Here is a 25539-nt window from a genome sequence, read left to right as displayed (position 1 = left end):
GGCAACAATCTTGAAAGGGGGATTTTGTTGCTTAGTGCGTATAACGCGCTGCAAAACGACGAATCAAGGCGTATCTTTGCGAATCTTTTTCTTAGCAATATTATAAAAGCAATTTAGACAAATTCCTTCATTTAGGGGTTTTTACTCCACAAATGCGAATGATTTTAGATACACTAAGATATCGGCTTATGGAAAAAGGTAAAGATTTAAGTGTTTACGAAATTAATGACTATGATTTCTTTTTTGACAAGCAATATTTTTCTTTACCGGAAATGACTTGCAATGACAACGAAATTTTTATTGATTGCGGAGTATTTAACGGGATAACAGTAAAAGATTTTGTTGAGTTTTGTAAGGGGAAGTACAACAAAATATATGCCTTTGAGCCAATTCCCGATCAATACAAAAACTCATTGCAAAACCTACAAAAATGGGGAATAGAAAGAGTTGAATTAATAGAAAAAGGCGTATGGAGTAGCGAGGCAACTTTTAATTTTGCTGTGAATGGAGTATCCTCTCAAATTTCTGACAACGGTACTATTCCCATAGAGGTTGTTGCCATAGATTCCGTTATTCCTGAAAACGAAAACATTACATTTATAAAAATGGATATAGAAGGTGCAGAGTTAGAGGCATTAAAAGGCGCGGAAAATACAATTCGCAGGTGTAAACCGAAACTTGCTATCTGTATTTATCACAAACCAATGGATGTTATTGAAATTCCGGCTTTTATAATTTCGCTTGTTCCTGAATATAAGTTTTATATAAGACATCATTCTTTAGGCAAAAATGAAACTGTTTTGTATGCGATTTTATAATAGTTTGCTATTTTTGTTTGAAAACAACTAATGTTTTGGAAGAATTACAAGGGAAGATTGATGGAGAATGGTTTCTTTTTTGAAGCAGGTAAGTTTGCCTGTTTTTTTGTTTTGGCGGACTCAAGAACGCGCAGTTGTTATTACTTTCCAGTGTCCGCCTTTATTTGCGCCGATTCGCTCTATTATGCCTTTTGCTTTTAGATTGAATATCCTATCTTTCGTCGCCGTTATCCCTCTTTCGATTTTTTGAGCGATATTCGGAATGGAAATAACATTGTCCTCTTTCATCAAATCTAAAATAACATCATCAACACGGTCGGTTTTCTCCAAACTTTCGGCGACATTTCTAACGCCTGAGCCGAGAATATCAGCGCGTCCTATTTCGGTAAAGAATTTTGTCAAAATAGGATTTTTAGGATACGGCGTAAAATTTTCAAGAGCAATTCGTCCGGGCGTTTTGGGCAAACTCCAATTTTCAGCAACAATACGGTCGCGTATCAGTTGTTCAAGTTTTGTTAATGCCATCTTTTCCCTTTCACAACCTCACAAATCTTCTCAACATCCTCCATCACCAAGTCCGCGTACATTGGCAGGCAAATTACTTCTCTTGACATTTTTGTCGCGTTGGGCAAATTTTTGGCGGCACTGCTGGGCAGTCCTTTGTATGGCAAAAATTCGCTTATCAGCGGGTAAAAATATCTTCTTGCGTAAAAATCGTTTTCTTTTAGTCTTTCATAAAGCGCGTCTCGGCTCATTCCATATTCTTTTTCGTCGATAAATATAGGAAAGTAAATGTAATTATGCTTTACGTTTTCAATATCGTTAAAAAACCGTAAGCCCTTAACGTCTGAAAGCAAGTTTCTGTAATGTTCGGTGATTTTCTTGCGCTTCTCTATTTCTTTGCCTATATGTTTCAGCAAAAGCAAGCCGTAAGCTGCGCGGACTTCGTCCATTTTTCCGTTAATTCCGTTTATTATTACTTTGGTTTCGCTTACAAAACCGAAATTTTTCAGATTATCTATTCTTGTTTTTGTAATATTATCTCTGCAAACCAAAGCTCCGCCTTCCAATGTGTTGAATGATTTTGTCGCGTGAAAACTGAGCGTTGCCATATCGCCGTATTCCAAAATACTTTTGCCGTTTATTTCTACGCCAAAGCAATGCGCCGCGTCATAAATAACTTTTAAACCGTATCTGTCGGCGATTTCTTGAATTTCATTAACCTTACACGGATTTCCGTAGCAATGAACGGGCATTATAGCCGTGGTTTTCGGAGTAATCGCTTCTTCTATTTTTTCGGGCGAAATATTGCCGTAATTATCAACATCGGCAAATACAGGCGTTGTGCCTACCCATTGAATTGAGTGCGTTGTCGCGGCAAAAGAGTATGGCGTAGTAATAACTTCGCCCGTAATTTTCATTGTTTGCAAAGCGGTGGTAAGCGGCACGGTTCCGTTTGTAAAAATGCTTAAATGCTTGATTTTCAGGTGTTTGCACAACTCTGCTTCAAATTCCTGATGATACAAACCGCTGTTTGTCACGATTTTTCTCTCCCAAATATCCTCGAGATAAGGTATAAATTCCACAAGCGGCGGCATAGACGGTTTTGTTACGGTTATTGGCATTGTTCCGCTTCCTTTTTTTGTTCAAATATGTGCTCTATTCCTCTTTTATCCTTAAATTTCACGTTGGGCAACTTAAAAACCGGATCAGAAATTAATGTCAAAAACTCTTTGTGCCGCGGGTTTCGCTCGTCGTACACATCTTCAATATAGAGTTCTTCCGGTTTAAACGCTCTGAAACAACGCACTCTTTGAAAAAGGCAATTATCGCATTGTAATTCTTTCATTAACAGAACCCAATCTTTCATCTCGCGAAAATTAACCGTTGTAATAGTGAATGTTGTCATAAAATATTCGATTTCGTTCTTTTTTCGTAACTCGGATAACATACGCAAATTTTTGAGAAGCACATCAAAATCTGCTCCGCGAACTATTTTATACATTTCTTTACTTGCTGCGTCAACAGAAACATTTACAGATTTTATTCTGTCATATTTTGCCCTTATTTTTTGCCAATTTTCTTCATTAAACAAAGTTCCGTTGGTAAGTATGTCTATTTCTTTGTAAGGATTACAATTAAAAAGGATGTCTTTGTTATACTTTCCGTAGAGCATTTCCCCGCCCCCAAAAATAAACTTAGGCATTAGATTTATGTTTTCAACAACGGTTTTATGTGTCATATCAACAAGGCTTTCATCACCGGTGGGCTTGGTAATAAAGTGCGTTCGACAAGTTCTGCATTTCAAATTACAAGAATCGTCGTAATTTAACGACCATGTATATTCTTGCGGTTTGAGCAGGCTGTATTTTCCCCGTCGAATTGATTTTTCATCGTCTGTAAGATATTTTTTATCGCCGATTCTGTAACATTTATTGCCGGGGACACATAAACTGTATGTTCTGTTTGTTGTGCTTAGTTGCATAATTCTGAAAAACACAGAAGAAACCATATCTTCTAAGCCGATATACGGAAAACTTTCGAGAGCAACGATTGTTATACTGTTGCAACAAGGTAAAGCGCTAAACGGATGAATAGCAAGAACTCCGTCGTTTATTTTACAATCCATATTATATTTCGGAGAATCCGACATAGTTTTTCGCAAAAGTTGAGATGGAGACGGTAATTGCGAGCGAATAAGTCCGCCGTCGAAATGGAAATAAAAATCTTTTCCGAAAGACAAACCCAGCTTATTAAATGCGCTTCTGAGAACTTTATCAGGATTCATAGCGCAAATAATTCTAAAACTACCGCTTCGCTCGTTCAGCAATTCCGAACACAGTTTAACGGGCGCGCTGCAAATACGTCCTCCCGCGCAAATATCATTTACAATATAATCTATTTTAAGATTGGGATTTTGCTTAATTAAAAGAGAAATCCCCGCCTCTTCGCCGAAAACGATTATTTTTTTATTGCGATGGTTTACGGCGTTGTTGTATAAATCTATCTCGTCAACCGTCGAAATCATTTCGTCGATTGTAATAAAATTCAGTTCTTTTCTCTTTAATTTTTCAATATATTCTTGCGGCGAAAATGAACATATAACCACTGTTTTTCCGTCGGCATCGGTAATTTCACCGTCAAAAGGCAAGGATTCGGCAATATCCAAATCTCCGAAAAAATCCGCGGCATCCAATCGAATTTTTTCTTCGCCCCACAAAATTAATTTTTTGTCTTGCAAATCGTAATATGATAATTTTTTTTTCGGAATTCTCATAATCATTGCTTTCCTTTAAAAATAATTTCATTCACTTCTTCGCGTAATTCGGGAAAACTTTCTATGATTTCTTTATAAAAAGCGATTTGCTTTTCTTTATTTTCCGCCAACAAAAGCATTTGCCCAAGTATTAGAGGAACAAATACTGCGGCAACCTGTTTGTTGCGCGTTTCGCGATAAAGTTCTTCATACACGCGGTAATCCACACTCATTTGTCTATCAGGAGCAATTCCGCCGTAAATTCCGCCTTGGTGTTTGTTGTAAACTCCGAAAAGCCGCGAAAAGAAGTAGCCTTTGCCTTTTGTTAAAATGAAGTAAGCCAAATGAACATCTCTGAAATATTTGAATTTCAATCCAGTGCTCATCTCGGGTATTGCGTCTGTTCGGCACATTCTTGTAAAACTTTTTACCCAATAATTCGGATAATGACCTTTTTCGAAATCGTATTCAAATCCTACAATTTTTCCGCCGCCGCACATTTGTTGAGTTGCGTCAAATTCGTTATTTACTATCCAGCCGCCGCTACACAATGCAAAATCGCCGTTATTTTCTAAAAAGTCATATTGTATCTGCAATTTATACGGGTCTGTCCAATAATCGTCGCCGTCGCAAAAAGCAAGATATTTGCAATTGTGCTCTTTAGTATTTTCCCAGAATTTATTGCGAAACGCAATTTTTCCCCATAAATTCTCAGGGTGAATATTGCCGATTATATTAGGATATTTGCTTGCATATTCGCGCACAATGTCGGAAGTCCCGTCTGTGGAACAATCGTCCTGTATGCAGATTTCAAAGGGAAAATTTGTTTTTTGCATTAAAATCCCATTCAGATTATGCCGCGCAAAACCAATGTTGTTGTATGTCATAACAAAAACGCGCACCACAGGATTTTTTGTTTCTTTATTTGGAAAAGTTTCGTATGATGTAAGATTTTTTATCCTATCATCATTGAGAAAAAACGCATTAAACTCTTTGTGGTTAGGCTCGTTTTTCCTGATTCTCACATTTTTTCCTTTTTTGTTATTTTTGCACCATTTTGTTGTTGTTTATCATAAAATACTATATCGCCAATCCGTATATGTGAAAAAAAAAGTTTTTTTTCTTTTTGTAACAAATTCTCTCGTCGGAATATCATATTACGGACAACTAAAATGGGGACAATATGACTTTATTTCGACTTATTACGCTCGCATACAAGGCGATTTTGCGCAACGGTTTCAGAAGCATTCTTACAATGCTCGGCATAATTATCGGCGTGGCGGCGGTGATTACGATGCTTGCCGTGGGCGCGGGAACGCAGAAAAGCATTCGCGAAAGCATTGCCGCTATGGGGGCGAATATGCTGTTTATAGTCCCCGGCGGCGATATGCGAGGACAAGCAAGAACTGCCGCCGCAAGAGCAAGATTTGACGAAGGCGACCTGCGCGCAATTCAGGCGAATGCTACAATGTTGTCGTACGTCTCCCCCGTGGTATCGCGAAACGGAACCGTGCGATTTCAGGCAGAAAGCAGGACGACTTCGATTAACGGAGTAGAGCCGTCATTCATATATATACGTGCGCTCGACATTGCCGACGGACGAAATTTTAACGACCAAGAAGCTGCAAGAGGCGCAAAAGTAGTGGTTATAGGGCAGACTATTATCGACAATCTTTTCGGCGATTTTGACCCAATCGGACAAACTATAAGATTTGACAGAACTCCGTTTACTGTTGTCGGAACGCTTGTTCCCAAAGGGCAAAACAGTATGGGACAAGACCAGGACGACATAATTTTGGCGCCGTTTAACACTGTGCAAAGACGGCTTATAGCAGGCAGAACTATTCGGCAAATTATAGCCTCGGTCGTTGACGAATCGCTCACACAGCAAGCAATCGCCGAAGTCGCAGACATTTTGCGCGCGCACCGAAGAATTCGCGAAGACGCCCCCAACGACTTCCAAATCCACTCGCAACAGGAATTAGGCAATATGATGGAAGAATCCAACAATATGATGACCGCGCTTTTGACTGCGATTGCGGCAATTTCGCTTTTGGTGGGCGGTATCGGAATTATGAACATTATGTTTGTGTCCGTAATCGAAAGAACGCGCGAAATCGGTTTGCGAATGGCGGTCGGCGCAAAAGGCAAAGACATTTTAATGCAATTTTTGATTGAAGCGATAATGATAAGTTTAACAGGCGGGGTCATAGGTATGCTTTTCGGCGTGGGCGCATCGTTTGCACTGCACCAGACGCTCGGTTGGGCAATATCGATTGCTCCGACATCCATAATAATAAGTTTTGCCGTTTGCGTCGCCACAGGAATGTTTTTCGGATGGTATCCCGCGTTCAAGGCAAGCAAATTAGACCCGATAGAAGCGCTTCGCTTCGAGTAATTTCCCTCTCTCCTCATTTTTTTGTGAAATTTCACGATTTTTCGCTTATATTTTACATAGAGAATTCGAGTTAAATTTTTTCCGAAAAAAGGAGAAAGCATCTATGAGAAAATTCTTGGCGTTTGCATTGATTTTATTTATAATGTTCCCTGTGTCGGTGTCCGCTCAACACGGTCAAGGACAGATTGTCGGTTATTATCAAACTATGCGGCACACTGCCAACCCGCTCAGAAATCAAGATTTGGAGCGTCTTACGCATTTGGTGTTGTTTCAGGTATATCCTACTTCTGACGGCAACTTAGATTTACGTTGGTGGGGACCGTGGAGAAACGGTTGGGAATCAGACCAAGGACATCCTCAATGGGTCGCCGCTTTAGCAAACCCTAACGGAGCTATAAGAACAGCACAGCAAAAAGGTGTCAGAATATTGCTCGGAATTGGCGGAGGAGGAGGAGCGACACACAATTTTATGCCTGTACTAGGCAACGCGCAAAACCGAACAAGGTTTATTACCAATATAGTGAATTTTCTTAACCAGCATAATTTAGATGGAGTTTGTCTTGACTGGGAATTTCCGAGAGGCGATGCCGAATGGATAGCGTATATGGATTTGTTGGTTGAACTCAGAGCGCATTCGGGTATGCAAGGCAGAAGAATACAAATCGCATTAGGCGGCGACAGCCCAAATCCACAATTCGGTAATCATTTTAATATGGGAGCGACAGGTAGAGCTCGTGTTCAGCGAGACATTTGGCAGGCAGATGCAATCGGACTTATGACTTACGATATGATGCAGGTTACCCAGCCTGTAACTTGGCGGACACACGCAGACCCTGTCGGTGCGGAAGCGGCAATGAACGCTTGGGTTGCATTCGGACAAGGACAACCGAATTTTTCAAGAGAACGGCTTTTAATCGGTATTGCAACTTATCCGAACCAAGGCACACGAGGAGATAACAGCGCCACTGATATAAATCGAAAAATAGACTTTGCACGAAACGGTCAATTCGGTGGAGCGATAGTTTGGGAAATTCTCCCCGGCGGACAACACGACGCTCAACACGTAAACGACAATCTTTGGAATCTAATTTGGACAAGAAACCAACACCACGGCGGCTGGACGGGAGACGGTGGCAATATACAAATATTCACCGTCGCTTTCAACTCAAACGGTGGCTCTGAGGTCGGTTCGATTACGGGTATTGAGAGCGGCGCAACAATCCAAAGACCCGCCGACCCAACAAGAAGCGGGCACGATTTTGTCGGCTGGTTCAACGGAAATACGCAATTTAATTTCTCTACGCAAATAACGCAAAACATTACTTTAACCGCAAGATGGACGCGGTCGGGTAATTGGATAGAAGCTCCCGATTTAGCAAGCGGTAATCTCGGGAACGATGCTTGGACAAGGGTTTGGGACGAGGGAAGAAACGGTTCTTCCGTAAATATAACGAGCCAAGGAAATCCGCTGTCCGCGACTTGGACGCTGGGACCTGTTCCTACAGGCAATAGTATCCCAGCAACTGCTTGGCCATACGTAGGCATAGCGTTTGATCAAGGCGATTGGGAAGAGGCTGATCGAATCGTGATAAATTATTCGTCAAACGAACCGACTTATTTAGCGTTGGCTATGGGTGATTTTCTGTATATGGTAGAACTTTCCGTCGGTCAAAATATAACGGCGAATTTCACTCCAAGCAGTTTTGAATGGGATCCGTTTAATTGGAGCAAGGGAAGTCCGCCTGCGGGTGGCTTAAATATGGCAAATGTCACGGGCATTTCCATAAACGCGCTCGGAACAAACGGCAGACCGACAACCTTAACGGTAAATTCGCTTATGGTAGAAGGCTTGAAAACCGAAGATAACCCATCAATTGTTGTACCGAACGCAAATAACCGTTCAAGAACAATTTCGGGAATTAACGCCACTGTTATGAACGGCAACCTCAATTTGCAACTCCCTGCAGATGTGCGAAATGCAAGCGTTGCACTGTATGACGTTCGCGGCAGGTTGCTTTTTGAGCGAAACTTGCAAATAGGAGAAGCTACTACGAATATCGCGCTTCCGAATACGATTGCAAGAAACCAAGCGGCAATTTTACAGGTAAGGACAAATTCGGGACAAAGTTTGACGAAACGGGTTTTAATTAAGTAAATATAAATATTTTAACAGGGACGATTTGAATAAATCGTCCTTTGTTTTATCAAGGAGAAACTTCTGATGAAAAATTTATTTAAAGCAATTGCACTTGTTGCATTTTTTTTACCGACGGTAGTGAGCGCACAACCGTCAGGGTTGGGACTGAGACGGGATGTAGGTCAGATGGACACGGTCTTTATCATTAACTTTAACAGAGATTTACTGTCAAACCAAGTGCTTTCACACTCATCTTCGACGCTTCGTATGAGCATTGAAAGTCCGCTCAGGTCGTCTTCGCCGTCAAATTTGGATTTTAACCGTATAAATATGGTTTCAAGACGCGCTGACGGTGCGGCAATTGCGGCAAATCCGAATATACTCGAAAACCTCGATATTTTCAGATTTTTTTTGCACCCCACAGGAGATTATGACGGCGCAAGGAGAGACCGTCAAAGAATGGAATTGGCAGGTTCAAGAGGTAGCCGAATTATGGCTCGCGACCCATCAAACGGAGTAAATTGGAATTTCGAGAGAGATTTCCCCGTGGAGACAAGAACAATATTTACATATCGTTGGAAAATAAGAATTCCCGACGAAGTTGATGCCGAAGGTCGTATGATGGCGTGGGATCCAAATTTCAACGGCACCAGACACGTGGGCTTTAACCACTTGTTCCAAATTAAGGCAATAAATGTTAGTCCTATTTCGGGAAACGAAGCGGCTGGACCTATGATGACTTGGAGCGTTGTTAACGGAAACAGGTTCCGATTCATATACACACGCCTCTCGTGTGGCGGCGGGAGCACAACAGGCATTGACATACCTATGTCTCGTATAAGAAACAGATGGCTCTATAAAGAACTTACTGTCCATTATTCGGATGACGGCTATGTACACAGCGCCATTTGGGATATAAACGACCCCGATAATCCCGAAAGATTGGGCGAATGGTTTGGCAGAGTAGATACTTGGCGCCGTCCCGAAACAAGTCCGTGTCAGGAAACACAACTTGGCTCCACGCACGACCAGCAAATTCGTCCGAAATGGGGACTTTATCGCAGGCACGATTTTGCAGGCGGCGTAGGAGAAGCGTGGATGGATTTTGGCGACGCCACAATAATCAGAAGAGACTACAATACCTACATTTTCCCAAATGGCTGGAACCCGAGAACGCGCAGCATTGAAACAACTCCGAACCCCGACCGTCCCGCAACAGCAATAGCGCTTAATAAAAGCGCAATGAGAATTATGGCAGGCTCAAGAGAAACCTTAGCGGCAACCATTACCCCCTCAAATGCAACAAACAGCACTGTTGCTTGGACAACAAGCAACGCTTCGGTTGCAACGGTATCAGGCGGAGTAGTAACGGCTGTAGGAGCGGGAACGGCGACAATTACCGCAAGAGCGGGCGACCACACGGCGACAACCACTATAACGGTAGTTCCCGCAACAAGTTTGGACGCAACAAGATTACTTTATGTTTCTCCCCCTGTTCCACCCGCAACAGCAGGCGTCCGTAATTCGACGGTAAGAGGCTCGGCAGGTATGGTAAACAGTAGCAACGGCGGAGTGTGGTATGTGCAGCACGATACGGAAGCGCAAGGCGCTGTCGGCTCGTGGTTCAGCATAGATGCAGATATTCCGAGACGCGGCAACTACAGAATTGAGTTTATATACCAAGGCGGCGCGACAAGAGCGACCGTTCAGCCGTATATCGGATTAAATCCCACAGGCGATTTTGCTGTTGCAACGGCAGAGGCGAACAGAATAGGCTCGCCGATATGTTTGCGCACACCCGCACCTACACCGGCAGGCGCGGCAAATGTATCGACGCTTATAGGCGCAACGGGAGCGGGAAGAGATACCATTTATTATCACAGAGTGCTTGCCGAAAGCAGGGAACTGATGAGAGGACTTAACACTTTCACAACCCGTGTTATCGAAAACCCCGCACGATGGGGACACTTGCCCGTTCAGTTGGTGCTTACCCTGATTGAAGAAATCGCCGAAGACCCCTCAACAATAAGAAGACGGCAGTCCTCCGACAATAGGTTCGGCATTATTCTTGAGAATGTAGTATCTTCTGACTTTGCAAGATTTGAGGTAAAAACACCTAATGCCTCACTTGTAAACATTCATATTATGGACAATCTCGGAAACACGGTGTTTGAAACAAACGGCAGAAACAACGACGTTTTTGTCTGGAATTTAACCAATAACGCAGGAAGATTTGTCGGTAGCGGCACATATCTTATAATCGCCGAAGCAATAGATATTATGAGCGGGCAAGTATATGTGCATTACGCAAAAATTGGCGTGAGAAGGTAAAAAAGGAGAATGTTATGGAAAATTTTCTAAAAACGCTCGCACTCGCAACGTTATGCTTTTCCGCCTCTGTTTTCGCAGACCCAAGACCGCAAACGCCCGAACAAATGTCAGGGAAAACCGCATTGCAGTTTTTAATGGATAACAACATCCGAATGGGCTGGAATTTGGGCAACACCTTGGACGCAGTAAACGACAACAGAACGTTGGCAATCGAAAGTTTTTGGATTAGCGGGCGCCCTTTGGCAACGCAACAATTATTCAACGGCGTAAGGCAATCGGGTTTTGATATGGTACGCATCCCCTGCACGTGGATAGGACACATAGGTCCCGCTCCCGAATTCAGGGTAAGCGAGGCACGACTCAGACGCGTCGCCGAAGTTGTAAATTATGCAAGAAACGCGGGCTTCAAGGCAATAATAATAAACATACACCACGACGGAAATTACACGGAACCCCACAGAGGCACTTGGGGATTTTTGGATTTTGCCACGGCGGTTAATAACTCTGAAAAAAGAGCTGAAATTCAAAACCAACTCGCAGTCGTTTGGGCTCAAATAGCCGAATATTTCAGAAATTACGGAGATTATCTCATTTTTGAAACGATGAACGAAGTCCATTCGGGTAATTGGGGGTTTAACGCAACTCCAAGGGAACAGGATATTTTGTACGAGTGGAACCAAGCGGCATTAAATGCAATTCGTGCAACAGGGGACAATAACACAACTCGTTTTGTGGCAGTTCCCGGTCTGGGTAGCACGGAGCCCGAAACCGTTATAGCCGCTCACGCTCGCGGCAGATTATTGCCGAACGACGGCGCTAACGGCACCGACAAACTGATAGTCTCGGCTCACTATTATCACCCTTGGCGATATACGGTAGCAGATATATCAAATCAGACGCCGGGGCAAACGCTATTGCATACTTGGGAACAGAACGAAAGAGGACACCCTGCTTACGCAATAGGAAATCTTAAAACAACTTTTATAGACAGAGGCATTGCGGTATATATCGGAGAATGGGGCGCGCAAACTAATATACGCAGCAATATGTCTGCAGAAATAAGAAATACACACATTGAATATATTCGCACAGTGGCAACGGCGGCTGTTGCAAACGGAATTGTGCCTATTTACTGGGATGACGGCGGTAATTTCAGATTGCTTGAGCGCTCAAACGGAAGAGCAAACGCAGGACTTTGGGCGCAAACTTTGGCGGCAATGTTCGTTTTTTAAGCAATTTCGTAGAGGCGTATGGCATACGCCCTTTTTATTTTCGGCAAATATTATTTTCGTATAAAAATTTTGCGTAAGGATAACTATGAACTTAACAGTAAAAATTAAAGACAAAACTCTGCAAAACCCAATTGGCGTTGCAAGCGGAACTTTCGGATACGGCGAAGAATACGAGCCTTTTTGCAACCTGAATGAAATCGGCGCAATTTACACAAAAGCGATTACCCTTGAGCCGCGCTTGGGCAACCCCACGCCGCGAATTATAGAAACCCCATCGGGAATGCTTAACGCTATCGGGCTTGCAAACGTCGGCGTTGAAAAATTTATCAGCGAAAAACTGCCTTGGCTTAAAGAAAAATGCGGACAAACGGCGATTATCCCGAATGTTGCGGGAACAAGCGAGGAAGATTATTGCCAAGTTGTGGAAAAACTGGAAGAAATCGACAATGTTTGGGGATTTGAAATAAATTTATCTTGCCCGAACGTTAAAAAAGGCGCGATGCAATTCGGCACCGACCCAAAACTTGTAGAGCAAATTACAGCAAAACTCAGAAAACTCACTAAAAAACCGCTTATTATTAAACTTTCGCCAAATGTTAGCGATATTTGCGAAATCGCGACGGCGGCGGAAACAGGCGGCGCGGATGCGGTAAGTTGCATAAATACGCTTGTAGGAATGGTTATCGACACAAAAAAATGCCGCCCCGTACTGGCGAATAAAACAGGAGGACTTTCGGGACCCGCCATAAGACCCGTCGGTGTAAGAATGGTTTATCAGGTGAGCCGAAGAGTGAAAATTCCCGTTATCGGAATGGGCGGAATTATCTGCGCCGACGACGCTATTCAGTATTTTTTGGCGGGAGCAACGGCTATTCAGATAGGAACGGCAAATTTTATCGACCCGCAAATTTCAAATACCATTCTTTCGGGAATTGAGGAATGGATGCGCGAGAAAAAAGTGGAAAACATTGCGCAAATTTCAAGTTTAATGGAAAATTAAAATGGACGTCCAAGGACACAGGCAACGCATACTTGAAAGATACGAAAAAAGCGGAATTGAGGCGTTTCACGACTATGAAATATTGGAATTGTTTTTGTGCGTGCTTATTCCGCGAAAAGACGTAAAGCCGCTCGCAAAAGACTTGCTTGCCAAATACAAAACCATAAGCGGCGTCCTTAACGCCCCAAAACGCGAACTGGAAGAAATCGACGGGCTCGGAAAAAGAAGCGTTTCGCTAATAAAATTCATAAAAGATATGCAGGGATTTTGCCTGAAAGAAGAAATTACTCAGCGCGAATTCAGACTGAATGGCAAAAACGATGTCGCAAAATACTTGTCTTTTAATTTTGGAAATTTGTGCGAAGAATACATAATTTTGTTTCTACTCGACAAGCAAAACGGCATAATTTCGACGGAAATCGTGGCAAAAGGAGTTGCTGCAAATTGTCCCATTCAGCCGCAAAAACTTTTTGACAGAGCAATGCAAGTAAAAGCGGCAGGCATAATTATTGCGCATAATCACCCCGCCAAATCGCTTGAAGCATCAAATACCGATTGGATTTTAACGCAAAAAATCGCCACGGCGGGCAACGCGCTCGAAATCCCTTTAGTTGACCATATAATAATTTCCGGAAACGAAGTTGTAAGTTTGCGCGAAAGTCAAAAATGGAAAGCAATGGGAGCATGGAAATAAGAGCGCGTTAGTTTTTACGCGATTTTCTTATGTATCGTCAAAATATTTTTGCCATCTTCGTGTTTGTACTCAACCGCGTCCATTATTTTTTTCACCATAAACACTCCCAAACCGCCGATTTCGCGTTCTTCCGCGCTCTTGGTGATGTCGGGATCGGCGTTTTTGAGAGGATTATACGGTCTTCCGTTGTCTTCAAAATCAATAATGATTTCTTCTCCGCCGGAAATGCGTACGTTAATGTTGCCGACAGGATGGTCGTACGCATAATTTGCGATATTCACAAATACTTCTTCTACTGCAATGGCAATCTTCGTTTGCTCTTTTATCGGGCAGCCGAACACCTCTAATTCTTCGGCGACAAAGTTTTGAACTGCGTCCCGATTTTCAAGTTTTGCTTCTACTGAAAGTTCTTTCATAAGCTAAATTTCCTTCATTTCCGTTATAGCGCAACGCAAGCATAGTAATGTCGTCCGCTTGTTCCGCTCCGTCTGCGAATTTATCAATTTCACTCTTTATTTTGTATGTTAAATCGCTGAGCGGTAAATTAAGATTTTCGTTTAGCACCGTAAGCAGGCGCGTTTCGCCGAAAAGTTCGTTTTCTTTATTAAGCGCTTCCGTTATACCGTCGGTATATAAAAGCACTTCATCATCCGCTTCCAAAGTAATTTCGTCTTGAACATAAGACATGTTTTCGATACCGCCAAGAACAAACCCTTTTTTAATTTTCATGTAATCGTAATTTTCCTTGCGGCGCAAAAGCGGCGGGTTATGCCCTGCGTTTACAAAGGTAAATTTTCCTGTTTTAATGTTGAGATAGCCCATAAACACCGTAACAAACATACTCGTATCGTTGTTTTGGCAGAGCAAATCGTTAACATGTTCAAAAACTTCCATCGGGCTTTTGCCGAATTGCGCGTTGCTTTTTAACAGCGTTTTGGCAACCATCATAAACAGCGCCGACGGAACTCCCTTACCCGACACGTCCGCAATAATAACGGCAAAGGTATCGGGATCGACGTAAAAGCAGTCGTAAAAATCGCCGCCGACCTCTTTTGCCGGCTTCATACTTGCCGAAATTTCAAAGTCTTTTACATCCGAAAACAAAGACGAAACGCACGGCAAAACGCTTGCCTGTATTTGCGTGGCAATGTTCAGTTCCGTGTTCATTCTCTGGTTTTCCGCTTGCTCTCTTGCGCTTTGTTCTAAAGACGATTTCAGTTTGGTCGTCATTTTATTAAAAGCCGACGCAAGTACTCCGATTTCATCCTTTGAACTGATTTGAATTTGTTTGCCTAAATTCTCAGAATCTAACTTGACAACATCCGAAACCAAACGCTTAATCGGCTTGTTTACCAAAATCGAAATTAAATAATAAATGCAAAGCAACATCAAAATCGCCAAAATCACCATCACTATCGTAAAAAATCCGACTTGATATTCTACTTCGGAGAAAATTTCATTTACGGGAACTTGTATGGACAAAAGCCAGCCGTTATTCATAATACGTCTGAAAGTCATATATTCCACGCCCCTCAGCACAAAAATATCGGAGTTTATGTCCCAAGGAAGTTCGCACAATATCTGCCCTTCGCTGTTCATCGTAAGGGTATTTGATATAATCAGGTTTTTTTCGGGGTCAGCCAAGACGGCAAAACTTCCGTAAGTTGGCTTTATATTCGTCAGCATTTCGATTATTTCGCCGATTTTCCAATCGACGGTCGATAACGCTATCAGGTTTCCGTCTTCGTCGAATATGCCAGCGCCCGCCGTAACCATAAGAGCAAAGGTGCCCGAATCGTCAACATACGGACGAGTCCAAACAACCTGCCCCTGGTTTTGCAAAAGATATGCAATTTCGGTATACCAGTCGGATTTCGGATAATCGTAAGTTTCGACGAATGCAAAATTCTCCATTTCGACTTCGCCGGTTTCACTGTCTATAAACGCATAAACGCCGGCAAACCGTACTCTCGGGTCAAAACGATACGGCTCAAACCAAAAGCCGACGCCTATGGCGACATCGGTATTTCTCAGAATTTTGTAAGCCATTTTTTCGCCCAAAGGTCTTGACTGATATCTGAGGGTCATAAACGCGCTCGAAGCGGAAAATAACGCCGCTTGTCCTATTTGGGCGGTCATTTTGTTTACTTCTCCCGTTTTAAGCTCGACCTCGTGCCTTACGCTTTCGAGGCGGAAGCGCTTGTTGTCGGCTGTAGCGGAAGACGAATAAAAAGCAAAAACCAACGCGACAGCAAAGAAAAAACCGAACACTATAAAAAGAATTTTTGTCCTTATGGACATATATCCCTTCTGCTTGAACCCTGATGTTTTTTTGGAATTTTTCTTTCGCATCCGCTACTCGCTTTTCAAAGTATATTCTAAAATGTCCGAAAATCCGGTCATATCAAAAACATCCTTAATTTCCGGAGAAACGTTCACTACGGTTAATTTGCCGCCTTTTGCTTTAGCGGTTTTCTCGCCTAAGAGCAACACTCGCAATCCTGCGGAAAACACGTGCGCAAGTTTGTCAAAGTCCAGCTCTACTTGCTTTGTTTCGTCAAAAGCCGGAATCAGAACCTCTTCGAGTTTCGGTACGGTTGTAGCGCCTAACCAGCCCTCGATGGCTATAACTGTTTTTTCTCCGCTCCGCGTTTTAGTAATACTTATATCCATACCCATACCCCCATTATATAAGGTTTTTATTTTTCCCGAATATTAAAATACTATTTGCTCAAAGCGGAAAACGGAAAATATCGATTACAAAAATATAATTGCGCAACAAGCGCTGTTTGGCGCCTCTTTTTGGTTATGGCAAAATGTATATTTCTATATATGTAAACGCTAAGGAGAAAATAATGTCAAAAAACAAACAAATAATGCAAACAAGAAGTGCAAATACAAGCGATAGCAGAAAATCTATGGGAAGAGAACGCGAAGGCGTTGTAATTCCCGTTCCGCCGCTCAGTTCCGAAATGGACGCGGCATACTTTGACTTGCGGAACGCTATCGTAGAACGCGTTAAAACCACGCGGCTAAATTTTATCATACAGGCAAATCAAGGTATGATAGAGTTATATTGGCACATTGGCAACGATATACTTAAAAAGCAGGAAGCAGAGGGCTGGGGCGCGCGAGTAATTGACCGACTTTCGGCTGATTTGTGCAAAGAGTTTCCCGATATGGAAGGATTTTCCGCGCGCAACCTCGGCAATATGAAGCGATTTGCAAAGACATGGACAAGTCCCGAAATTTTGCAACAGCCTGTTGCAAAAATACAGTGGCGCAGTATTTTGATGTTGTTAAGCAAACTTAAAGATAACGAAATAAGAGAAAAGTATGCGGCGCGAACATTAGAGCACGGCTGGAGCAGCAACATATTACACCACATGATTGATATGCGATTTATTGAGCGCGAGGGGAAAGCCATAACAAATTTTTCAACATCTGTTCCTCCCAAAGACTCCGATATGGCGGAGCACGTTTTCAAAGACCCTTATATTTTTGATTTTCTTGGCACAGCGGATACGCGACGTGAAGCCGAAGTAGAACGCGCATTGGTTTCACATGTAGAAAAATTCTTGCTTGAATTAGGTCGGGGGTTCGCTTTTGTCGGACGGCAAGTGCACTTGGAAGTTGGCGGCGACGATTTTTATATTGACTTATTATTTTATCATTTGAAATTGCGTTGCTACGTGGTTATCGAGCTTAAAACGCGCAAATTTGACGTAGGCGATTTGGCGCAACTTAATATGTATCAAAATATTGTGAACGACGTGTTGCGACACCCAGACGATAAGCCGACTATTGGCTTACTGTTGGTAAAAGAAAAAAATCGCACAGTTGTTGAATATTCGTTAGAGGGCTACAAAAATCCCATGGGCATAGCCGATTGGCAAGAAGAATTTAACGTAATGGCAAGCGAGGTAAAAGCAAACCTTCCCACTGTAGAGGATATTGAAAACGAGATGAACTTTTGGGACGAAAGAAAGACAAACTTATGAATATAAAAACCTGCGCCGACTACCACTGGAAAAACGAGGAATTCTCCGAATACGCCGTTCTGTCGTTCGTTTTTAGGAATAATGGCGACGAAGTCCTTCTAATCCACAAAAAGCGAGGGCTCGGCAAGGGAAAAATAAACGCGGCGGGCGGAAGAATAGACCCCGACGAAAGCGACTTGGAGGCGGCAATCCGCGAAACGCAGGAAGAAGTTTGCATAACTCCCGAAAATCCGCGAAAAGTCGGCGAGTTGAATTTTTGCTTTACGGACGGCTATACGCTCAAAGGTTATGTTTTTGTGAGCGACGAATATAGCGGAGAAATAGCGGAAACCGGCGAAGCTAAGCCGTTTTGGTGTAAGGTCGGCGAAATTCCATACGAAAATATGTGGGCGGACGACATATTTTGGCTGCCTTTAATGCTTGAAGGAAAGAAGTTTTGCGGACGTTTTGTGTTTGACGGCGACAAAATGCTCGATAAAATAATAGAAGTCGATGAAAATTTGTCTTTGGAATACAACAAACATTGGCACAACGCTCGGCGATAACGTATTTTATGCTCCAAAAACAATATTAGGAGTAAAAAATGAGCGGACAATTCAGCGAAAGAGTAAACATAATTATCAATTTTGCGAGAGAAGAGGCAACGCGCCTTAAACACGATTACATCGGAACTGAACACCTTTTGCTCGGCATAGTTAAAGAAGGAACGGGAAGCGCCGTGCAAATTCTTAATAATCTGGGCATAGAAATCGAAGAAATCGGCAGGAGACTGGAAGCAAGCATTTCCGACGGCGGAACAGCAGTTATGCCCGGAACAACGCTTCCTATGACCCCCCGTGCAAAAACAACATTGCAGAGAGCAAAAATCGAAGCGCAAAATCTGAATGCGCCGCAAACGGGAACGCAACATTTGCTTATGGCGTTAATCCTTGACCCGACATCGCAATCGTCGGCGGTATTAACGGGGCTGGGACTTGATTACGAACAGATAAAAGAGCAGGTTGTTCTTATGGCGAAAGACGATAAAGCGGCGCAACAATCAGGCGGCAAGCAAGCCCCCGGAATGACTCGCAGAACAACTCAGCCCATCAGAAAAAGCCTAACGCCGTTTTTAGACCAATACGGACGAAACCTCAACACACTCGCCAAAGAAGGCAAACTCGACCCTGTTATCGGACGAAGCAAAGAAATCGAGAGAATTATACAGATTTTAACGCGCCGCAGAAAAAACAATCCGCTTTTAATAGGCGAGCCGGGAATAGGAAAAACCGCGATAGTAGAAGGATTGGCGCAAAAAATAGTTAATCGCGAAATTCCGCAGTTGCTCGAAAACAAGGTTGTTTTTACGGTCGAATTGAGCGGAATAGTAGCGGGAACGCAGTATCGCGGACAATTTGAAGAGCGAATGAAAGCGCTCATAGTAGAATTGCAAAAAAACGAAAACGTTATAGTTTTTATAGACGAAATTCACACGATTGTCGGAGCGGGAGGCGCGTCAGGCGCTTTGGACGCGGCGAATATTTTTAAGCCCGCCCTGTCTCGCGGCGAAATAAAGTGCGTAGGCGCGACCACTTTGGACGAATACCGAAAATACTTTGAAAGCGACGCCGCGCTCGACCGCAGATTTCAGACGCTTATGGTGGAGCCGCCGTCGGTGCAGGAGGCTATCCAAATTATCGGCGGGCTGAAAAAAACATACGAAGACCACCATAAAGTAAAATACACGGACGAGGCTATAAAAGAGGCGGTCGTTCTTTCGGACAGATATATTTCGGACAGATTTTTACCCGATAAAGCAATAGACGTTATTGACGAAGCGGGAGCGTTCAAGCGGCTTTCGGGAATGGAAATTCCTCAGGAAATCCGCGATTTGGAGCAGAAAATCGAAGAAGCGGAAAAGGCGAAAAATCTTGCGATACAAACAGAAATTTTTGAAGAAGCGGCAGTCCAGCAAAAGATTATCAACGAACTTACGGAAGAACTCAAAGAGCGGAACAAAAAATGGCGCGAAAATATGACCGAAAACGTTCTTGTAGTGGACGAACACGCAATTTCGCGAGTGCTTTCGTCAATGACGGGCATCCCGCTTAACCAGCTGGAAGAGCAGGAATCGCAAAAACTTATGAAACTCGAAGAACATTTAAGGGCGAGCATAATCGGACAAGACGAGGCGCTGGAGTCGGTCGCGCGAAGTATTCGCAGAAGCCGCGCAGGTTTGCGAAACATAAAAAGACCGATTGCGTCATTCATATTTTTGGGACCTACGGGAGTTGGAAAAACCGAACTTGCAAAAGCGCTCGCCAAAGAACTTTTTAATAGCGAAGACGCGCTCATAAGAATAGATATGTCCGAATATATGGAAAAATTTGAGGTGTCCAAACTTATAGGTTCGGCGCCGGGATTTGTCGGTTATGAAGACGCAGGACAGCTCTCCGAAAAAGTGCGCAAAAAGCCGTATTCGGTGGTGTTGCTCGACGAAATAGAGAAAGCGCACCCCGATGTTTTTAACATTTTGCTTCAGATTTTGGACGACGGACGGCTCACGGACTCGCACGGACGGCACGTTAATTTCAAAAACACCATCATTATTATGACGTCGAACGCGGGAACTCGCGATGCAAGCAAAAAAGCGCTCGGTTTTGCGCGAGACAGCGATAAATCGAACTACGACGTAATGAAAGGCAGGGTTACCGACGAACTCAAAAAGGTATTTACTCCCGAATTTTTGAACCGTGTGGACGAAACAATAGTTTTCAAACATCTGAACAAAGAAGACATTGAAAAAATTATAGATATTCGCCTGCAAGAATTCTTGGAACGCCTTAAAGAGCGCAAAGTAATCGCAGAAATCACGGATGAACTCAGAAAACATCTTCTGAACAAAGGTTTCGACGCGGATTTGGGTGCAAGACCGCTGCAAAGAGCACTGCAACGCAATCTGGAAGACGTTTTGGCAGAGGCGTTTTTGATGAAAGAATACCAAGAAGGCGATAATATTATAATCGATGTGAAAGATGGAAACGTAGTCGTCAGCAAAGTAGAAAAAGAGAAAAAAGACGAATAAAAGATGCGACTTCGATATGTATTTCTGGCGTTTGTTTTGCTGCTTTTGCTGGCAACAGGCGCCATTTATACTTATTTTATACAAGCGAGTACGCAAAATCAAATCCGAGAAGCCGTTGTACGAATTATAGCCGAGGCAACAGGCGCGCAAATTTCTATAGACGACATTCATATAGGATTTTTTTCGGCAACAGTCAGTAATTTTTCGCTCGCTCAACGTTCGCAGGCGTTCAGCGTTCAAATAGAAAAAATCAAAATTAACGTAGGGCTTATACAAATACCGCGCTTGAGGCGGAATTTTAATCCGCAGGATTTTGTCGATAAAATCACTATTATAAACCCGAGATTGCGATTTGTCATTTATGCCGAAAGCGAAATGCAAGACAGCGACGAAATTGAAATCCCCCGCCTTTTGGTCTCCGAGTGGAGTAGTATGATTTTGGAAAACGTTCCCTTTCAGACAGCGCTTATCCGAAATTGCGAAATACTTATACTTACGCGCACCAACCGAATTTTGGCAAATTTCAGCGGGCTGAACGGTGATTTATTTCGCAGACACGAAGAATTAAGCGTAAATTTGAGCGGAATATCGGGAGATGCAAAACATAACAACATAGAAATTTCCGCAAGAATTTCCCAACAAAGCGACAGGCAATTTTTGAGCACAAACTTCTCGAACGTGCAAGTTTTATCGCCGCTAATGGAATTGGACGGAGATATTTCGTTTGTATTGGACGGGCAAATGGACTTTTTTTTCAAAGAAGATTATTTTCCCGAAGCTATAGTTCCAAGCGGCGAGTTGGCGGTAAAAAATATTAAAGTTAACCAACAAGAGCGAGGAATTACCTTTTCGGGCGGATTTGATTTTTTGGCAAGCGGCGGAATTGTTTATATGCAAAATTTCGCGGCAAATTTCGGAATAGGTCAAATGGACGCCTTTGCAAAAATGAACTTAGCGCAAAACGGGCAAACGGAAGGCGTTATAAATCTGAAAATCCCTGTTGACGAAAATCTGCTTATAACAAAAAAACTTAATTTCAGTTTGGATGATATTCTAAATCCGCAAATAAAATTTCAATGCGTCGGCGCCGTCAGCCAAAAAGCCGAAAATCTGCTTAATTTTACCGCAAACGGAGATATTTCATCTGCGGGAAGAGTAAATTTGCAGAATTTGGATATGACATCAAAACAATTCGGCAAGGGACATTTTACGGGATTTGTTGTTCCGGGAATAAATTATTCGCTTTCGGGAAATTTTAACCTCAGCACACAATTATATGATACGACTTCGGCAAAAGCAAGCGTAAAAATGGCGATAAAAAGCGACGATTTTGTAAGTTTCCCGCATATTTCGCTCGAATCAAACAATATGCGTCTGCAAAGACCGACAAACGTCTTACAACTGCCGAAAATATCAGCAAAAAATTCGAGAGACACTCTTAATTTCACTCTGAACTCAAGCGATTTTCAACTTTCGGGAAGTGTTTCTTTGAGCGAAAGTTTTGCGTATTCCGCAGACTTAAAAGTAGGCGAAAACACAATGCGGGAAGTTTTGCAATTCTTTGGGCAGGAAGCCGTAAATTTAGAAAGAGCGAGCGTTTCTGGCAATATTTACGGTGATGTTTCACATTTAAATTTTAACACAAGCGCGTCTTTCGTCATTCCGAATTACGGAAATTTTTCGTTGGCTTCCGCAGGGCAAATAAGCGAAAACCAAAGAGACATCACAATAAACTCGCTTCGCTGGCAGAAATCACCCCAAACCGCTCTTTCGTTCAGCGGAAATATAAATTACTCGACAGACAGCGACTGGACTGTCGCTTTGGCGGGAAACGGAATTTCGGCGAATGCAAATTTTTCGGAAGATTTTTCAAGGATAAATTCGGGCGAGGTCAGAGTAGAGCGATTTCCGCTAACCTTTTTTAACGCTTTCATCCCAAGAAACGAAGAGGACAAAAATGACAATTTATTGCAAGGCGGAGAATTCAGCGGATACGTAAATTTAAGCGGAAACTTAGACGAAATCCAAACTTCAGGCAAAATTTCCGTGCGAAATCTGAAAATAGAACACCTCGAAAACATAGAAATACGAACTTCATTTTCGTCTCTCAACGGCAATTTTAACATTCCCGAATTAACGGTAGAAAAAAGCGGAGAACCGATTATAAATGCAAGAGAAATAAAAAGAAAAGACGAGCAAATCTTTGGCGAAATCGATATAGACAGTTTGGATTTGCGGCTGGTTCTTCCGTTTTTCAATATTACGGAGGCGCAAAACGTTTCGGGAAAAATATCTATGCTCGTAAACTTGGAGGGCGATAAAATTCTCGCCGAAATTATGTCGAACAGCGTTTCTTACGAAAGATTTTCAGCGCAAAAACTAAGGGCAAAAATTGTAGCGACGCAAGACAGCATTATTCTTGAAAGTTTTGAAGGCGAAATTTTGGGAATAAGCGCAACTGCAAATTTCAGGGCAGACCATAAAAATTTCAGAATTGGAGACGCGCAATATTCGGTCGAACTGAAAGGCGATTTTTTGGCGGCGGCGGGTACGTTTCCCGAAAGCCCCGTTGGAGGTAAAGGCGTAGGCGAAATCAGGATTTCGGGCGGCATAAGAGACGGCGAGCTCGAAATTCGGCAAGGTAGCAGAGTATCGATTTCCCAAGCGCAATTAGCAGTATATCCTTTCGCCCGCGACACCTTGGAAAACGTCTCTGCAAACATCCAAGTTTTGGAGGACGGCAGGGTATCGCTTGCCCTTAACAGCGGTTTGAGACGGCGAACTCTCAGAATAAATAACGACCACAACGTCGGAGAACTTACTCCGTTTCGCTTTGCCAATTTGGATTTCGGTGTGCTCAGAGTTTGGACGGGCAGAGGCGGAATTCCCGTATTTTTGCCCGGCTTTATGGAAAACCGCCGAGGAAACGTCGGCTACATAGAAACCGCGCCTAAAGGCAATATTCCAACATTTACGGTCGCAAGCCATCCCGAAGGTTTTGTAATGCTTGCGGGAACGCTTTTACTCCGAAGAGCCGAAATAACTTTCCCGCTTTTGGACGACGTTGTATGGGAGGTTGACATTGACCCAATCCCTCATATATATTTTGACCTGAACATTCGCCCTGCCGACAGAACTGTGAACTATTTCTTCCAAACAGGACGCGAAGACAGACGGCGCGGATTTCGTCTTATCGAGTGCACGTTAGACCCGTCGGGTAGCACAGTAGGCGTACGCGGAAACGACGCAAACGGCACTTTGCGGATAACGGGGCAGTTGCGTTCGTTCAACGGCTTTATATTTTTCGGCAGAATGTTTGACCGAAACTTTGAAGTAGGGCTTGATTTTCAACCTGAGTTGCTCCCCGACGGTTCAGGCTACGACAACCTGCCTATAATCTGGGGAAGCGCGCAAACCAATTCCGACAAAGACCGTATGGAAAGAATAACCGTGCGCCTTAAAACCCGCGACCCGCAAACGGGCGAATTACGAGACCGCGGACGTTTCACCGAACTTGTAATCGTTCCCGAAGGTGATAATCGCCACACTCCCCAAGACGAATTCGCCGCTGAATTTTTTGAGGACGTCGGAAGAGACTTCATAGAAAACCCGGGAACGATAGCGGCAGGTATCGGCGACGCATATATAACGGGTTTCTTCTTAAATTATTGGGGTCGTCAACTCGCCAGAAGAGTTGGGCTCGATATAATTCGCTTTGAAAGCACAATAATAGGCAACACCGTTGACTTTCTGACGGCGCGGCAATTAGACGAAAACCTATCCACCGATTGGGAACATCTGCTTTTTGCAAACGCGAGTTTTGTAGCGGGCAGATACATAAACAACGAAATCTTTTTGAGGTATCAGGGAGGTTTTGCCACCGACGATGAATTTCAATTAATTCCAACTCACAAAATCGGAATAGAATATCAGCCGTTCCCATTCCTTATGTTTGATGTAAACTACGGATTTTTCAGAGAACGAGAAACCCAAGACTTCATTTCAAACCCAAGCGTAGGCGTTCAGTTAAGACTACCGATAAGAAGAAGACCGAGACCGTTTGCTAATGATTTTGATTGAGGATTAACACAAAAAAACAAAAACACTCCGCCATTTTTCACCTAATTACAAAAGCAGTAGGCGCCGTCGCTAAATCTCGGCGGGGTATCGCCGAAACATTCGCTAATCGGCGACTACTGCGCATTTTGTCGTTTAGTTCCCGCTAAAACAACCGCAACGACAACGAATACCGTTGTCAATATCTGAATAAGTTTGATTTTGCCCAAAATGCAACCCTCCCACATTATATTGAATAAAAATAAACGTTTTAGGGCTGTTCTGCCCATAATCGTTATTTTACCACAAATGCGGAATATGCCTATATAAATATTAACCTCAAATAGAAACGGCAGAACAACCTACAGGTTATTTTGCACATTTAAGAGCAATAAAAAAAATAGGGAAAAAGTTGAGACATCTCAACTATCTCCGCATTTGTGGTATTGAGAATATAATATTTGCTTGCGATGAAATGGGGAAATTTGAGAAAACTGGTGTTTTTTATAAAAAAGCACCCCGTAAATTTTACGAGGCGCTTTTTTATATTAT

18 protein-coding genes are annotated in these 25539 nt (G+C 43.0%); 11 read left to right on the top strand and 7 right to left on the bottom strand.

Features of this window, described 5'->3' with window-relative positions; all coding sequences use genetic code 11:
- The first annotated feature begins 188 nt into the window (after positions 1-188).
- Positions 189-818 carry an FkbM family methyltransferase gene (locus FWE23_03375; protein ID MCL2844479.1) on the top strand — a complete coding sequence of 210 codons (630 nt, stop codon included), beginning with the start codon at positions 189-191 and terminating at the stop codon, positions 816-818.
- A 120-nt stretch (positions 819-938) separates the two neighbouring features.
- On the opposite strand, the gene FWE23_03370 is transcribed toward FWE23_03375, so the two are convergent.
- From FWE23_03370 to FWE23_03355, 4 genes are read right to left on the bottom strand one after another with little or no spacing between them, the layout of a single operon-like run.
- The gene (locus FWE23_03370; GenBank protein MCL2844478.1) at positions 939-1343 is read right to left on the bottom strand and encodes a hypothetical protein; all 405 of its coding nucleotides are present in this window, start codon (positions 1341-1343) and stop codon (positions 939-941) included.
- Positions 1334-2443: a DegT/DnrJ/EryC1/StrS family aminotransferase gene (locus tag FWE23_03365; GenBank protein ID MCL2844477.1), complete on the bottom strand. Its 1110-nt coding sequence runs from the start codon at positions 2441-2443 to the stop codon at positions 1334-1336. Before FWE23_03365 ends, FWE23_03370 begins: the two co-directional genes overlap by 10 nt.
- On the bottom strand, positions 2434-4095 hold the full coding sequence (locus tag FWE23_03360) for a radical SAM protein (protein MCL2844476.1): 1662 nt from the start codon (positions 4093-4095) through the stop codon (positions 2434-2436). Before FWE23_03360 ends, FWE23_03365 begins: the two co-directional genes overlap by 10 nt.
- Before the next feature lie 2 nt (positions 4096-4097).
- Positions 4098-5099 carry a glycosyltransferase family 2 protein gene (locus FWE23_03355; protein MCL2844475.1) on the bottom strand — a complete coding sequence of 334 codons (1002 nt, stop codon included), beginning with the start codon at positions 5097-5099 and terminating at the stop codon, positions 4098-4100.
- Between the two features lie 158 nt (positions 5100-5257).
- Between FWE23_03355 and FWE23_03350 the strand changes: the two genes are divergently transcribed.
- From FWE23_03350 to radC, 6 genes are all read left to right on the top strand, one after another.
- Complete coding sequence (locus FWE23_03350) at positions 5258-6472, top strand: ABC transporter permease (protein ID MCL2844474.1); 1215 nt, start codon at positions 5258-5260, stop codon at positions 6470-6472.
- A gap of 103 nt (positions 6473-6575) precedes the next feature.
- Positions 6576-8627: a glycosyl hydrolase family 18 protein gene (locus tag FWE23_03345; GenBank protein MCL2844473.1), complete on the top strand. Its 2052-nt coding sequence runs from the start codon at positions 6576-6578 to the stop codon at positions 8625-8627.
- 66 nt (positions 8628-8693) lie between these two features.
- Positions 8694-10940 (top strand): Ig-like domain-containing protein, encoded by a 2247-nt coding sequence (locus tag FWE23_03340; protein MCL2844472.1) that lies wholly within the window; start codon positions 8694-8696, stop codon positions 10938-10940.
- Between the two features lie 14 nt (positions 10941-10954).
- Positions 10955-12172, top strand: a complete 1218-nt coding sequence (locus FWE23_03335) for a glycoside hydrolase family 5 protein (GenBank protein ID MCL2844471.1) — start codon at positions 10955-10957, stop codon at positions 12170-12172.
- 85 nt (positions 12173-12257) lie between these two features.
- Entirely contained in the window at positions 12258-13172 is a 915-nt protein-coding gene (locus FWE23_03330) for a dihydroorotate dehydrogenase (protein MCL2844470.1), read from the top strand.
- 1 nt (position 13173) lies between these two features.
- On the top strand, positions 13174-13866 hold the full coding sequence (gene radC, locus FWE23_03325; GenBank protein ID MCL2844469.1) for a DNA repair protein RadC: 693 nt from the start codon (positions 13174-13176) through the stop codon (positions 13864-13866).
- A 14-nt stretch (positions 13867-13880) separates the two neighbouring features.
- Here the strand turns inward: radC and FWE23_03320 are convergent, their stop codons facing one another.
- From FWE23_03320 to FWE23_03310, 3 genes are read right to left on the bottom strand one after another with little or no spacing between them, the layout of a single operon-like run.
- Positions 13881-14282, bottom strand: a complete 402-nt coding sequence (locus tag FWE23_03320; protein MCL2844468.1) for an ATP-binding protein — start codon at positions 14280-14282, stop codon at positions 13881-13883.
- The gene (locus tag FWE23_03315; protein ID MCL2844467.1) at positions 14251-16167 is read right to left on the bottom strand and encodes a SpoIIE family protein phosphatase; all 1917 of its coding nucleotides are present in this window, start codon (positions 16165-16167) and stop codon (positions 14251-14253) included. Before FWE23_03315 ends, FWE23_03320 begins: the two co-directional genes overlap by 32 nt.
- Before the next feature lie 54 nt (positions 16168-16221).
- On the bottom strand, positions 16222-16539 hold the full coding sequence (locus FWE23_03310) for an STAS domain-containing protein (GenBank protein MCL2844466.1): 318 nt from the start codon (positions 16537-16539) through the stop codon (positions 16222-16224).
- 182 nt (positions 16540-16721) lie between these two features.
- Here FWE23_03310 and FWE23_03305 point away from each other — a divergent pair, with 182 nt between their 5' ends.
- The 4 genes from FWE23_03305 to FWE23_03290 are packed head-to-tail and all read left to right on the top strand — an operon-like array spanning position 16722 to position 25011.
- Positions 16722-17867 carry a PDDEXK nuclease domain-containing protein gene (locus tag FWE23_03305; GenBank protein MCL2844465.1) on the top strand — a complete coding sequence of 382 codons (1146 nt, stop codon included), beginning with the start codon at positions 16722-16724 and terminating at the stop codon, positions 17865-17867.
- Positions 17840-18412, top strand: coding sequence for an 8-oxo-dGTP diphosphatase (locus FWE23_03300; GenBank protein MCL2844464.1), 573 nt, complete (start codon positions 17840-17842; stop codon positions 18410-18412). The genes FWE23_03305 and FWE23_03300 overlap by 28 nt, the downstream gene beginning before the upstream one ends.
- Positions 18413-18450: 38 nt before the next feature.
- Entirely contained in the window at positions 18451-20931 is a 2481-nt protein-coding gene (locus FWE23_03295; GenBank protein ID MCL2844463.1) for an ATP-dependent Clp protease ATP-binding subunit, read from the top strand.
- Positions 20932-20967: 36 nt separating this feature from the next.
- A complete protein-coding gene (locus tag FWE23_03290; protein ID MCL2844462.1) occupies positions 20968-25011 on the top strand; it encodes a hypothetical protein in 4044 nt (1347 codons plus the stop codon).
- Positions 25012-25539: the final 528 nt, after the last annotated feature.

Source organism: Chitinivibrionia bacterium (assembly GCA_009779925.1).
In the GTDB taxonomy this organism is placed as follows: domain Bacteria; phylum Fibrobacterota; class Chitinivibrionia; order Chitinivibrionales; family Chitinivibrionaceae; genus WRFX01.
This window is presented reverse-complemented; position numbering and strand designations above follow the sequence as displayed.

Bases quoted from the DNA above. Each gene is read 5' to 3' on its own strand.
- FWE23_03375 (MCL2844479.1), top strand. From the start codon at position 189: ATGGAAAAAGGTAAAGATTTAAGTGTTTACGAAATTAATGACTATGAT.
- FWE23_03370 (MCL2844478.1), bottom strand. From the start codon at position 1,343: ATGGCATTAACAAAACTTGAACAACTGATACGCGACCGTATTGTTGCT.
- FWE23_03365 (MCL2844477.1), bottom strand. From the start codon at position 2,443: ATGCCAATAACCGTAACAAAACCGTCTATGCCGCCGCTTGTGGAATTT.
- FWE23_03360 (MCL2844476.1), bottom strand. From the start codon at position 4,095: ATGAGAATTCCGAAAAAAAAATTATCATATTACGATTTGCAAGACAAA.
- FWE23_03350 (MCL2844474.1), top strand. From the start codon at position 5,258: ATGACTTTATTTCGACTTATTACGCTCGCATACAAGGCGATTTTGCGC.
- FWE23_03345 (MCL2844473.1), top strand. From the start codon at position 6,576: ATGAGAAAATTCTTGGCGTTTGCATTGATTTTATTTATAATGTTCCCT.
- FWE23_03340 (MCL2844472.1), top strand. From the start codon at position 8,694: ATGAAAAATTTATTTAAAGCAATTGCACTTGTTGCATTTTTTTTACCG.
- FWE23_03335 (MCL2844471.1), top strand. From the start codon at position 10,955: ATGGAAAATTTTCTAAAAACGCTCGCACTCGCAACGTTATGCTTTTCC.
- FWE23_03330 (MCL2844470.1), top strand. From the start codon at position 12,258: ATGAACTTAACAGTAAAAATTAAAGACAAAACTCTGCAAAACCCAATT.
- radC (MCL2844469.1), top strand. From the start codon at position 13,174: ATGGACGTCCAAGGACACAGGCAACGCATACTTGAAAGATACGAAAAA.
- FWE23_03320 (MCL2844468.1), bottom strand. From the start codon at position 14,282: ATGAAAGAACTTTCAGTAGAAGCAAAACTTGAAAATCGGGACGCAGTT.
- FWE23_03315 (MCL2844467.1), bottom strand. From the start codon at position 16,167: ATGTCCATAAGGACAAAAATTCTTTTTATAGTGTTCGGTTTTTTCTTT.
- FWE23_03310 (MCL2844466.1), bottom strand. From the start codon at position 16,539: ATGGATATAAGTATTACTAAAACGCGGAGCGGAGAAAAAACAGTTATA.
- FWE23_03305 (MCL2844465.1), top strand. From the start codon at position 16,722: ATGTCAAAAAACAAACAAATAATGCAAACAAGAAGTGCAAATACAAGC.
- FWE23_03295 (MCL2844463.1), top strand. From the start codon at position 18,451: ATGAGCGGACAATTCAGCGAAAGAGTAAACATAATTATCAATTTTGCG.